At 57.3% G+C, this 12,199-nt stretch carries 11 protein-coding genes and 3 pseudogenes; 1 reads left to right on the top strand and 13 read right to left on the bottom strand.

Annotated features, from left to right (window positions below; genetic code table 11):
• Positions 1–221: 221 nt before the first annotated feature.
• Positions 222–430 (bottom strand): annotated as a pseudogene (locus ACFQDL_RS23395) (IS1595 family transposase); the annotation flags it as partial.
• A 104-nt stretch (positions 431–534) separates the two neighbouring features.
• On the opposite strand from ACFQDL_RS23395, the pseudogene ACFQDL_RS23390 reads away from it, so the two are divergent.
• Positions 535–1,480: pseudogene (locus ACFQDL_RS23390) on the top strand (IS30 family transposase).
• A 662-nt stretch (positions 1,481–2,142) separates the two neighbouring features.
• Here the strand turns inward: ACFQDL_RS23390 and ACFQDL_RS23385 are convergent.
• From ACFQDL_RS23385 to ACFQDL_RS23330, 12 genes and pseudogenes are all read right to left on the bottom strand, one after another.
• Positions 2,143–2,771: pseudogene (locus ACFQDL_RS23385) on the bottom strand (FMN-dependent NADH-azoreductase).
• Between the two features lies 1 nt (position 2,772).
• Entirely contained in the window at positions 2,773–3,255 is a 483-nt protein-coding gene (locus ACFQDL_RS23380) for a nuclear transport factor 2 family protein (protein WP_379911107.1), read from the bottom strand.
• Between the two features lie 159 nt (positions 3,256–3,414).
• On the bottom strand, positions 3,415–4,314 hold the full coding sequence (locus ACFQDL_RS23375) for a VOC family protein (RefSeq protein ID WP_379911106.1): 900 nt from the start codon (positions 4,312–4,314) through the stop codon (positions 3,415–3,417).
• Between the two features lie 102 nt (positions 4,315–4,416).
• A complete protein-coding gene (locus tag ACFQDL_RS23370; protein WP_379913286.1) occupies positions 4,417–5,352 on the bottom strand; it encodes an FAD-dependent monooxygenase in 936 nt (311 codons plus the stop codon).
• 35 nt (positions 5,353–5,387) lie between these two features.
• On the bottom strand, positions 5,388–6,173 hold the full coding sequence (locus ACFQDL_RS23365) for an FAD-dependent monooxygenase (protein WP_379911105.1): 786 nt from the start codon (positions 6,171–6,173) through the stop codon (positions 5,388–5,390).
• A gap of 106 nt (positions 6,174–6,279) precedes the next feature.
• Positions 6,280–6,504, bottom strand: a complete 225-nt coding sequence (locus ACFQDL_RS23360; RefSeq protein ID WP_465263985.1) for a DUF2798 domain-containing protein — start codon at positions 6,502–6,504, stop codon at positions 6,280–6,282.
• A gap of 157 nt (positions 6,505–6,661) precedes the next feature.
• A complete protein-coding gene (locus ACFQDL_RS23355) occupies positions 6,662–8,164 on the bottom strand; it encodes a CoA-acylating methylmalonate-semialdehyde dehydrogenase (RefSeq protein WP_379911104.1) in 1,503 nt (500 codons plus the stop codon).
• 117 nt (positions 8,165–8,281) lie between these two features.
• On the bottom strand, positions 8,282–8,638 hold the full coding sequence (locus ACFQDL_RS23350) for a nuclear transport factor 2 family protein (RefSeq protein WP_379911103.1): 357 nt from the start codon (positions 8,636–8,638) through the stop codon (positions 8,282–8,284).
• 107 nt (positions 8,639–8,745) lie between these two features.
• On the bottom strand, positions 8,746–9,144 hold the full coding sequence (locus ACFQDL_RS23345) for a YciI family protein (RefSeq protein WP_379911102.1): 399 nt from the start codon (positions 9,142–9,144) through the stop codon (positions 8,746–8,748).
• A gap of 39 nt (positions 9,145–9,183) precedes the next feature.
• Positions 9,184–10,494, bottom strand: coding sequence for a TRAP transporter large permease (locus ACFQDL_RS23340; protein ID WP_379911101.1), 1,311 nt, complete (start codon positions 10,492–10,494; stop codon positions 9,184–9,186).
• A 2-nt stretch (positions 10,495–10,496) separates the two neighbouring features.
• Entirely contained in the window at positions 10,497–11,075 is a 579-nt protein-coding gene (locus ACFQDL_RS23335; protein WP_379911100.1) for a TRAP transporter small permease subunit, read from the bottom strand.
• A gap of 17 nt (positions 11,076–11,092) precedes the next feature.
• The gene (locus tag ACFQDL_RS23330) at positions 11,093–12,187 is read right to left on the bottom strand and encodes a C4-dicarboxylate TRAP transporter substrate-binding protein (RefSeq protein ID WP_379911099.1); all 1,095 of its coding nucleotides are present in this window, start codon (positions 12,185–12,187) and stop codon (positions 11,093–11,095) included.
• Positions 12,188–12,199: the final 12 nt, after the last annotated feature.

The following is a 12,199-nucleotide window of genomic DNA, read 5'->3' as shown; positions in this document are numbered from 1 at the left end:
GCAATCCAACATTCCCACATATGTCTCTGCATGTATGTTGGAGCTAACGGGACACCCAATTCTAACCAACTGATTGTTTGAGGTGTCTCAGATGGGTCTCCTGCTTATTTACGTGTTATTAACCCGACCTGCAAATACATTCACGCCGCGTAGGCGATATGCCGGTGCTCGAAGTACTTTTTCACTCGCTCGGGCTTCTTTTGCAGCATCCGCATACCTGATTACCCCAAAACCTCAGCCATCTTTAGCAGCCGATACGGCATTGGCGGTGTTCGCACGGCATGGCGACCAAGCTTGGGAACAGAGCTCGCAGATTAAAACGGTTATTGAACCGGTAGCAGTACTCGGCCAGATGTCGGGGCAGATGCTTGGCCGCGATTGAGTGACAACTTCCGCGTAACGAACTTTTTACATTGATGATCATGGTGTCGGGAATTCAGATAATAAGTGCGACACTCATGGTTGAGCGGCGAGAGGTGGTCAACTGCCGACGGTGGTACGCTTCATCTCGCCAAAGAAAGCAGCAGTATCACCATGAGCTATCAGCAGTTGACCGAGGGGAAACGATACCAGATATCGGTTCTCCTTGCGCAGGGATGTTCGCCAGCAGCGATCGCCACAGTAGTAGACGTCCATCGTTCCACGGTCTACCGGGAGATGATGCGTAACAGTCATAACGGGGTGTATCAGCCCGAGGAGGCGCATGCCAGAGCCTGCGCACGTCGGGTCGGAGCAAGCAAGTACAGGGTGCCAGAGCAGACCGTCATGTACGTGGAACTGACGCTGTCCTGGCGGTGGAGCCCGGAACAGATCAGTGGCGTCGGCAAACTTATCGGCATGTCGGTGAGTCACGAGTGGATCTACCGCCATGTGGCGGCGGACAAGGCACGTGGCGGCAAGCTTTACAAGGCGTTGCGCCAAGGGCATAAACGGTATCGCAGAGGTAGCAACAACAAGCGCTCGGTCATTCCGGAGCCTCGATCTATCGATGAGCGACCGGCAATTGTGGACACGCGGGAGCGCTTCGGTGACTGGGAAGTCGATACGGTCTTGGGCAAGCACGGGAGCGGTGCCCTGGTCACCCTGGCAGAGCGCAAGAGCCAGATGTATCTGGTGCGCAAGGTGGAAGCCAAACGGGCCACCGATGTGCGGGATGCCATCATCGATATGCTCAAGCTCAAGCCCTATGCGGCACACGTGCATACGATCACGGCGGATAACGGCTCCGAGTTCGTTGAGCACAAGGCCATCGCCGAGGCGCTGAACACGGAGGTCTACTTTGCCCATCCGTACTGAGCGAGGGCTGAACGAGAACTTTAACGGCCTGCTGCGCCAGTACATCCCGAAGGGTACGGATCTTCGAACGATCACTGACGAAGATGTCCGGCAAGCGGAGAAACAGTTAAACCTGAGGCCTCGCAAATGCCTCGGGTTCAGGCAGCCTGAAGTGGTATTCCAAGAATACCTTCAGGCCGCATAGGCGGGTGTCGCACTTCGGAGTTGAATTCGCGGGCCCCTTTAAGGTTTTCGGGTTGAATCTATCCTTGGAACTTGCTGGAGTCGTTGGATATAGGAAACGGAGCTGAAATGGAGCGGGTGAAGGGAAGATACTGCAGCACCCAACTCATTGTTAGAAAACAGATTTTTCCCGTTCGCCCAACGGGATAAGAGCGCATTATGTACCGCTCTTGCGCCCAAGACAAGTCGGCCATGTCCGCTACGATCCTATGAAGTCCATCCGCTGCCATCAACACAGCGCTCGAAGATAACCTCAGCATGGAACGTTCCTGACAATACAGTCCGGGTGCGACCGAACAAGCAATCGAAACGGATGGCATATTGCCGGACACACAGACGCAGGTAAGATCACCTGCCCATGAAGGTGTGTATCATGAGTCAGAAGAAAGCCACACACCGACAGGAAAACAGGTTCTCCTCAAAAGCAGTCGCAAGTTCGCGTATGTGCTGTTAGGCCGATCAAAATCCGGCTAGTCAGATTCAACTATTAACCTGGCTGACAAATAGGTTCCCTACCTATTTGTCAGTCACGCCACAAAAGCGGGCGCAGGTGCGCGGACATGCTGGCTTTGGTGGCGTTCGCATTGGCCTGCGGCCAATGATGAAGCATCCCTGCTTCATGTATTAACCCGCCGGGTTAATATTGAGTGCAAGTGCCAGGATGCGACTCAGCTCCGACTCTGCGCCGGCCAGCCCGGCCGCTCTGCTCTCCTCGCCCATGTTCAGGCCCTCGGCATAAATGATCTCGACATCCGTGATGCCGATCAGGCCAAGAAAGTTGCGCACGAAGTCGGTTTGGGTGTCGAGCGGCGTACCGAAGTAGCGTCCACCCCTAGTGGCGAAGATGTAGACTTTCTTGCCGCAAAGCAGGCCCTGCGGTCCGCTCTCCGTATAGCGAAAGGTAATGCCGGCACGCGCAATATGGTCGAAATACGCCTTCAGTGTCGATGGCACCCCAGGTTGTACATCGGCAGACCGATGACGACGACATCAGCCGCTTTCAGCTCGTCGATCAGAGCGTCGGAATAGTCGACGCGCGCCTGCTGCTCGGCGGTCCGCTCCTCCGGTTTGGCCAGGAAGGCCCTGAAACCCGCCCCATCGAGATGGGGTACCGACTCTTCGGCGAAGTCGCGGACGACGACCTCGCTCTGCGAATGGTTGTCCCGCCAGGCTGCGACGAAGGCATCGGAAAGCCGGTTCGATTGCCCCTGTCCGGAAAAAATACTGGTCCTGATCTGCAGAAGTTTTTTCATCTTAGTCCCCTTGATTTTCCTGACTGTTTTTTATCCACGGATACCGATCTGAATCTTTTCCGGCATAGTCCGGATCCAGGTAAATAAAACAGCGCTGTATTTTCCAGTCCCGGATCTCAAAGACATCACACCAGCGACCGGCTCCCCACTCGGGGACACCTGCGCGCCAGGCACCATCCTGATGCTTACCATGACTGGTACCTTCGCAAACCAGAAGGTCGTCACCCGAGAAAACCCAGTTGAAATGGGAAAAATGATGTTCAATGGATTCGATCGTACTGGCCACATCGCTAAACAACTGGCCTATCTGATCTCTACCGTTAGCCAGGCCCCATTTTGGGAAGTAGACCTGAGCATCCTCAGCGAAAAGGCTCAGTATTGAGTCACCGCTCGATGTAACCCCGCCATTATCAAATGCCTTAAGGTACTCCAAGGCAACCGATTTACGCTGTTCGTCGGTCATGGTTCGAGTAGCAATCACCATTTAAAGCCTCATAAAAATACAATATTTAAATGCAGAGACGGCAACAGGAATGTCTATTCAATTTAATCAACAGTGCACACTCCAGCCAAATATATGACTGAATATCCAGGATAAAACGGCCCCGTAAATACTTAAAATTTCTGTTTGGCCTACCTTCCGCTATATCTCGTGGTTCACTGCAAAATCCTCGGGCACGTCGGGCCCCCATAAATAGAGCGAATCCTCCGGATGGTGATCCATGGCTTCCCACTCCACCGTAGCCGGGATGTAATCGATATCCCAGGAGTATTCCGAATAGCTGCCCCAGGGATCACGGACATAGTGAAAATAGTTGGAGCCCAGCACATGACGCCCGACACCCCAGCCTTCGGGCCAGCCGGCTTCGGCCATCTGCATCGCACCCAGACCCACCTCGTCGATACCGGATACAGCCCAGCTGCAGTGATGGAACCCGCCGCTTTCAGACTTCACGAATGCCAGGGTGTGGTGGTCGGCGCCGTGGGGCGCATGCAAAAAGGCGACGATGTCACGCGACCGGTCCGAGAGGCGCAGACCGAGCGTGTCTTCAAAGAAACCGATACTACGCTCGACATCGGTGACGAAAATCAACACATGGGACAGCCGGATTGGACGCACTCCGGTCCTGTCCTGACGATTGGGCGCACCGCGTGTCCCCGCATCGGCCGACGGGATGACGCCGGATGCCTTTTCGTCAGGCGTCACTTTGGGAGCCACCCGAACCTGGATCAGATTTTGGTCCGGATCATGAAACCAGAGGCCGCGCCCATCCTCACCATGCGGAGTCGGCAACCGCGGGACGCCGGCCGCCTCGAGTTGTCGCTCGATTGCCGGCATGTCCTGCTCATATGCACCGAAGCACAGATGCCGCAGCCGTTTTTTCTTGCCGGTATAGAGCTTTCCCCAACAGGGGTCGCTGCCGAAGGCTTGTAATTCGAGGCTATTCCCCTGCCTTTTTACCTTCAGTCCGAAAGCTTCGTAAAAAGCCTGTGCGATGCAGAGCTGCGGTACCTCCAGTGCAAAGTGATCCAGCGAGTGCACCGCCGCTCTTGCAGTCTTTTCGACGTGTAAACAAGTCATGATGTAAGCGCTCCGGCGGGTGCCAGGTCATTGCCAAGGCCTGGCCCCGCAATTCAAACCGCATTAAGACGACCAGCGGCGTCCGAGAATCCGCTCGACGACGTCGGGCAGCATCTTCAGGCTGGACTCCGTACAGGCGCGGGCCCGCCAGGCCACGAAGTGGTCGGGACGTACGAGCACGCAGCCGTCGTCATCAACCTCCCGCAGCCTCTCCCAGTCACCGAAACAGTCGATGTAATCCTGACCCGGCCCGATAAAGCGGACATTCATCCGGATTCCGGTACGTTCTTCGATAGTCTGCACGGCATCCTTCCAGGCCTTTCCCCCGATACCGGTCAACAGCGTGAATTCGCCTTGGCCGACGATGTCGTGCGTCGAGAACCGGGTCCTATCACGGTTGAGCCAGGCATGGGGCAATCGACAACCGGGCCAGGTCGTGGGTTGATAGTAAAGTTCGGGGTCACGCGTATATTCGGGTGCCGCCGTTCCATCGGGCACCACCGCCGAGCTGCAGTAGCGCTGTCCCAACTCCACGCCGTGGGCGTTGAACTGATAATTTTGCAGCTCGATCGCGGTCGCAAGCTTTTGCCGGCGCTGCCGCCCTTCCTCCCCTGCACCGAAAGTGCGATGCAGGTTGTCCCAGCCCTGCGCCTCGGTTTGCCCCGGCTTGAATCCCAGAGCCTCGGGAATCGGCGCCATATTGGCCACGCTTTGCATCGCCCGCTCGACCACTTGCCGCCCGACCGGTTGGCGTTCCACCGAATAGCTTTCCAGCAGCTCGGGCGTAGCCTTGCCCTCGAGCACCCACTTCAGCTTCCAGGCCAGGTTGAAACCGTCCTGAACCGAGGTATTGGAGCCCAGGCCATTGGCAGGCGGGTGGCGGTGTACGGCATCACCGGCGCAGAAAACACGCCCCTTGGAATAGCGCTGCGCGACGATATGGTTGATCTGCCACTGGCTGACGGCCTTGATCCCGATCTCGACACTGTCGTCGCCGATCAGGCGAGCAGCACGGGCCTTGACGGCCGCCTCGCTCAGATCGGGCTCCCCTCGTTGAGGTCATACATGAAGAGCATGACCCACTCGTTCCATGGCTTGACGTTTATAAAGGTTCCGCTGCCCACCCAGTAATCGTTGCCGGGTGTCAGCATCCAGTAGAGAACGCTCGGACGATAGTCGACCAGGTGCGACAGATCGGCCTCGAACCAGACGTTGGCGGCATGCCCCAGTCCCATCTCGCCGTCCAGCGGCAGCTCGAGTCCTTCGACGACCTGGCTGCGCGCACCATCGGCACCCACCAGATACTGGCTGCGCACCTTGATTACTTCGCCGGAGGCGCGATCCAGCACCCGGGATACGACCCCCGTCTCGCTTTGGCTAAACGACTGAAGTTCGTGATTGAAGCGCACATCCGCGACAGACGCATCGCGGATCGCATCGAGCAATATTGGCTCGAGCAGGTGTTGACCGATGTTGCACATGCCGGTAGGGCTGGCCTTGTCGTAATCGGACCGGCGCTCCGGCCCCTGCCCCCAGGTCGAAAGGCGTCCGATCTCGGTGCCGTTGAAACCTGTTGCCCAGACATTATTGCCCATCCAGTCCGACCGGGTAGCGACGTCCAGCACCTGCTGTTCAACGCCGAGATCGCGGAACACCTCCATGGCGCCCTGATTGGTAATATGAGCACGGGGCGAATTCGCCGTCCCGGGATATTTCGACACCAGCATATGGCTGATCCCATAACGGGATAGTGCCAATGATGTCGTTAAACCGGCCGGACCACCGCCGACAACCAGCACAGGCGTATCGATTGTTTTCATCGTTATTTTTCTCCTGTGAACGATTCTTTAATCAAGCAGCCAGACGCTAACCCAGCCTCTTCTTGAAGTTGACGGGCTCTAGAAATAGCACTTTGTTTTTAATTTTTTACTTGACGAGTTTTTCCGCAATCAACTGCAATCGTGGCGCACCTACCCTGATCAGCAGGAATGCTATGGGCCAGGCAATATAAATGGATCGCCACCAACGCGAGTAAAACCCCTCATCCATTCCCGTATTGATCCAGGTAATGAGACCAGTCATGATAGTGACCATATATATCGACATCATCACAGAGAAAAGTAGCTGCGCATGACGGCGCGGAAATATCATTTAATGCCTCCAATGACCTCAGCCCCAGGACTATTTTCGATCCCGTCAGAGAACACGAACCTCATCACCTGATATTAGAAGAGCGCCTTTTCAAGCGCTCCTCATATCCTTTAAGCACGGACAATAAGGCTCGTGTAATTTTGGATATCGCACCGCACTACTTCATGGTGGGCATGACAAAGTCGGCGCCTGTGCGGATGCCGCTCATCCAGCGGGACGTAACAGTCTTGAGCTTGGTATAGAAGCGCACGCCTTCCGGTCCGTGCATATGATGATCACCGAAAAGCGAGTTCTTCCAGCCACCGAAACTGTGAAACGCCATCGGAACCGGAATCGGTACATTGACCCCGACCATGCCGACCTGGATTTCGTGGGCGAACATCCGTGCCGAGTCTCCGTCGCGGGTAAAAATGGCGGTGCCATTGCCATACTGATGGGCATTGATCAGATCGACGGCTTCCCGGTAGGTTTTCACCCGCACCACGCCCAGCACAGGTCCGAAAATTTCCTCCTGATAGATACGCATCTGTGGCGTCACCTGATCGAACAGACTGCCGCCGAGAAAGAACCCGTTCTCGCAGCCCTTGGACAGCACCCGGGGCTCGCGACCATCGACCACGAGCCTCGCACCCTCTGCAACGCCCTGGTCGATATAGGCGCGGACTGTGTCGCGGTGATGGCCACTGATCAGTGGTCCCATTTCGATTTCCGGATCGTCACCGGCACCGATTTTGAGCGCCTGTACACGGGGCGCCAGCCGTTCGATCAACGCATCGGCAACCTCATCGCCCACCGCCACCGCAATCGAGATCGCCATGCAGCGCTCGCCTGCGGCACCGTAGGCCGCGCCCATCAGCGCATCGGCGGCTTTTTCGAGATCGGCGTCCGGCATCACCACCATATGGTTCTTCGCGCCGCCCAGCGCCTGTACCCGCTTGCCGTTCGCCGCCCCGGTGGCATAGATATAGCGCGCAATGGGTGTCGAGCCGACAAAGCTGATCGCCTGTACATCGGGGTGAGTCAGGAGCGCATCGACGGCCTCCTTGTCACCCTGCACGACATTGAAAACGCCTTGCGGAAGTCCGGCCTGCTGCAACAGTCCGGCGAGAAAGAGCGCGGCGGAGGGATCGCGCTCCGAAGGCTTGAGTACGAAGGTGTTGCCGCATGCCAGCGCCACCGGGAACATCCAGAGCCCGACCATGGCCGGGAAGTTGAACGGCGTGATACCGGCCACCACGCCCAGCGGCTGGCGCAGGGAGTGGGAATCGATGCTACCGCCGATATTCTCGGTGACCTCGCCCTTGAGCAAATGGGGACCGCCGCAGGCGAATTCCACGACCTCGATCCCCCGTGTCACTTCCCCCATGGCATCGGACAACGTCTTGCCGTGCTCCGCGGTGATCAGCGCCGCCAGCTCGTCGGCATGGCGCTCGAGCAGTTGCTTGAATTTGCCCAGGACACGCGCGCGCCGCAGCGGCGTCAGGCCCGACCAGGCAGGAAAAGCCGCCTTCGCCACCTGCACGGCTTCATCAATTTCATCCACCGTCCCCATCGGTACGTGGGCGATTATGGCACCGGTCGCCGGATTGAGGACATCCGAAAATCGCTCGCTACGGGATTCGACCGCCTGGCCGTTAATGTAATGTGTCAGTGTGTTCATTGTTCTTAGCACCTCAATGCATGTAGGGTCGGCCGTCGCGTCAGTCCTGCTATTCAACACAGGCGCCCGGTGAATTCCGCCAACGGTGTTCGGCCAGAAAAAATTGCAGTGATCCGCTCAGGCAGTCAGTCTGCGGGTGGCCTGCCAGACCACCATTTTCCAGCCTTCGGATTTCTGTTGCCAAATACAGAGAAAACGACAGTTCAGATGCGTTGCGATACCCTCTATATCGACATCGATATGGATATCGCCGGTAATAACCGCCAGCTCCCTGAATATGCGAATATCATGGTCATGACGTTCGATATTGCGATACTTCCATTTTCCCGCTTGAACCCCCAGCAGATAGGATTTCTTGCTATCGGTTACACCATCGGAATGGGTGTAACTGAGATCCTCCGCCAGCAGTCTGTCCAGAGACTCGGTATCGGCCTCCCTCATGGCCTTGTATCGCCGAAGTTCAAGTTCGGCCACTACGTCTCTCGTTATAGGGTCGGTCATGTTCGTTTCCAGCCACTATATTAATAAGTGAGCAGCCGGAAGCCTGCCGCCTGAACAGCTTCCAGCCTCGTTTTTTTCGATCAGATGATTTCCCTTTTACCATCCGAATAACTGATACGGACGGTCAGAGAACCTTCGTTCAGCAGCCAGGGACGAATTTTGTACAATCGCGCACCGGAGCTATGCATCGGATCGGATGCCATGATTCGGTCCGCCTCTTCCAGCGACGCGGCACGGATGATCACCAGACCTTCGCCGTCCCACTCTTCGCCATCCTCGGTAAAAACAGGCCCCGCGGCAAACATGATTCCCTTACGTTCGAGTTCGACCTGGAACTTCAGGTGCTCTTCGACATTCGCCAGAACCTCATCGAGATTTCCCGCTGAATAGGTCTTCACCGTGAAAAGCTTCTTGGCCAGAAACCCCTTGCTTTCACACAGTTCCACGATCTTTTGGCTTTCAATATTTCCGTTGGACATAATGACCTCTGTTTGATTTTATTATTGATATTTACAGGCTTAACGAATCAGAAAGGTTGTAAGCCCCGGAACAGCCACCAGCAATGCCAGCAGCAACAGCATGCAGCCGATAAAAGGCGTCACACCGATAAAGATTTCCTTGATTCCGATACTCTGGTCATCCAGCGCAGCCTTGACGGTATAAACGGAGATACCGAACGGCGGTGTGATCAGGCCGATTTCCACGGCGATGATGGTAATCACGCCGAACCATATCAGGTCCATTCCGAACGCCTGGGCAATCGGCAGCACGATCGGCACCAGAATCAGCAATATGGATACCGAATCCAGAATGCAGCCCAGCAACAGCAGCACCGCGATATAGACCAGCAGGAACTGGTAGGGCCCCAGCCCGTAGCTGTTCATCAGGTCCGCGACCCCCGCGGGCAGGCCGGTCATGGCCAGCATGCGGCTGTACAGGCTTGCAGCCATAATCAGAAACAGCACCGCTACCGAAACATGACCGGTCTCGACCAGCACTTTCCAGAGCGAGGCGAGCGTCAGTCGTCTCAGCGCCAGGGCCAGACAGAAGGCACCGAAGGCACCGACGGCACCGGCTTCGATCGGCGTGAAGATACCGCCATAGAGCCCGCCGAGTACCAGCAGTATCAGCAGCACGATCGGCACCGCTTTGCGGCTGGCCGACGCCAGGGTTTCCTTGTTGCGCAGACTTTCATCAGTACTGGCCTGTCCGATAAAGCCGGGCCAGAGCCGGGTCATCAAGGCGATCAGCACACAGAAAGACAGTGCCAGCAGGGCACCGGGCACCACCCCGGCGATGAAGAGGCTGCCGATCGACTCTTCCGCCAGGACGCCATAGACGATCAGCAGCAGACTGGGCGGAATCAACATGCCCAGGATCGAGCTGGCCGCAACGACACCGACGGAGAAACGGGCGGTATGGCCGTGGCGCATCATCTCCGGCACCGCCACCTTGGTGAACACCGCGGCGGACGCGATGCTGACACCGGTAATGGCAGCGAAGGCAGCATTGGACCCGACGGTCGCCATACCCAGGCCACCGCGGATCTTGCGCAATAGCCATTCGGCCACATCGAAGGTATCGCGTCCGACGCCACAGACCGAGACCAGCATGCCCATCAGCACGAAGAGCGGTACGACGCCGAACAGATACTCGCTGATCGAGTCATTGACCGCCGCGCCGACCATGCGACTGGCAATCTCCGGATTCCTGAGGATCGCCAGGCTCGAGAAAGAGATCAGGATCAGCGCAACACCGATATGCATGCCGAAAAAGATCGCGGCGAGCATCAACACGATGGAGAGCGAGCCTATTTCAATGGCAGTCATCGTTATTCCTCCTGCTGGCTTTTGGCCGGGGCGATACAGGCCCGAACATCGTCATAGACATGCAGCCCGTACTGGATGATCGTGGCAGCAGCCCCCACCAGCACCACCAGCCGAACGGGCCAGGTAGGCAGCGTGAACAGCCCCTGCACACCGACGTAGTCATTCTCGTGCCAGGCGTTCTGAAACATCGGCAACGTTGCATCGAGCACGATCAGACAGGCAGCCAGTCCGCCAACGCTGAACAGTGTACGGAGCAGCCGACCGAGACGGGGGCAAAGTCCGATAAAGCTGTCCAGAAAGATATCGGCCCGTGCCATACGGTTATGCCTGAGGGTGCTGGCAAGCTGCAGGAACACGATCGCGACGATCGACAGCGACACGAACTCCGCAACACCGTAGATCGGCTTGCTCAGCAACGACCGGGATGCCACGTCGGCGCAGATCAACAGCATCATCACGAAGATCAACAGCGAGCCGATGCCGTTCATCCCGTCTATCAGGTAGTGCAGCGGCGAGAGTCGCTGCTTGACCCGGCACCCGGTTGCGGATGCCGGCTTCTGAAGCGTCGAATTGGTATCCATGTTGGCCTCCAGCGTGCTCACAACTCTCGATCCCAGTTGCGCAGCGGCTCGACGCCCTGCTCACGCATCGCATTCATGTAGGCGCTGAGCACTTCGCGGGCCGGCAAGCCTTTGGCTTCATTCTCCTTCACCCACTCGGCGGCGATGTTGGGCATGGCATTGATCCACGCCAGTCGTTGCTCGCGGGACCAGTCGAGGATCTGAACGGGCGGCGTCGCACGGGCGCCCTCCTCGGCCAGCGTCTTCATTCCGTTGTGGTAATTGGCCATGACCGCTTCACCCAGCTTGCGCGAGTACTCCCGGCCGACCTCTTTCATGATCTGGCGCACATCCTCGGGCAACCGCCCCCAGGTATCCTTGTTGATCGCCAGGGCGCCGAAGTAGGTTGATCCCAGATTGACCTTGGTCACGTAGGGCGCGACCTCGTGAAGCTTGATGCCCATGACCCCCGATGTCAGCGACAGCGCGCCTTCGGACAGGCCGGTCTGCAAATCGGTGTAATAGGTCGTGAGCGCACCGTTGACCGCGACGGATCCGGTTCCGCGCATCCAGGACGCGAGTACGCCGGGCGCAGAAATCCGGCGGCCGTCCAGATCCTCTACCGAATTGAGCGGGAACGTCGTGAACATATGGTAGGTATCGCCACTGCAGGCCCCCAGAAAGACCAGGTTGTTTTGCTCCCACTCCGCCTTTAACGCCGGTACCGTTTCGTTCAATTCATTGAAGACCTCCATCATCAGCGCGGGGTCGTCCGTCACCGCCGGCGTATAGATGGTGACCTGACTCAGGGGCTGCTTGGCGCCCTCCAGATTGCTGAAAACCCAGCCGATATCGACGATGCCATCGGCCACGGAGCTCAGCGTGGCGTTTGCCTTGTAAAGCTGCCCTCCGTAGGCCTCCTGCCATTGAATGTTGTAGCCCTTCCCCAGCGCCTCGACCCGCCGTGTCACTTCGGGAATGAAATGATTAGAGATCACCCCCACCCAGGGCAGGACCTGGGGATGGCTGGCACCGACCGTCAGCCTGAAGGTTTCGCCGGCATGGGCCGCCGTCGCCTGAACCAGGGTCAGGCAAGAGGCGATACAGGCACTCATTACGTATTTATGCCACATGGTACTCTCCTT

It is taken from the genome of Marinobacterium aestuariivivens, assembly GCF_042661465.1.
GTDB lineage: Bacteria > Pseudomonadota > Gammaproteobacteria > Pseudomonadales > Balneatricaceae > Marinobacterium_A > Marinobacterium_A aestuariivivens.
The sequence above is the reverse complement of the archived record's forward strand: the minus strand, read 5'-3'. Positions and strand labels throughout refer to the sequence as shown.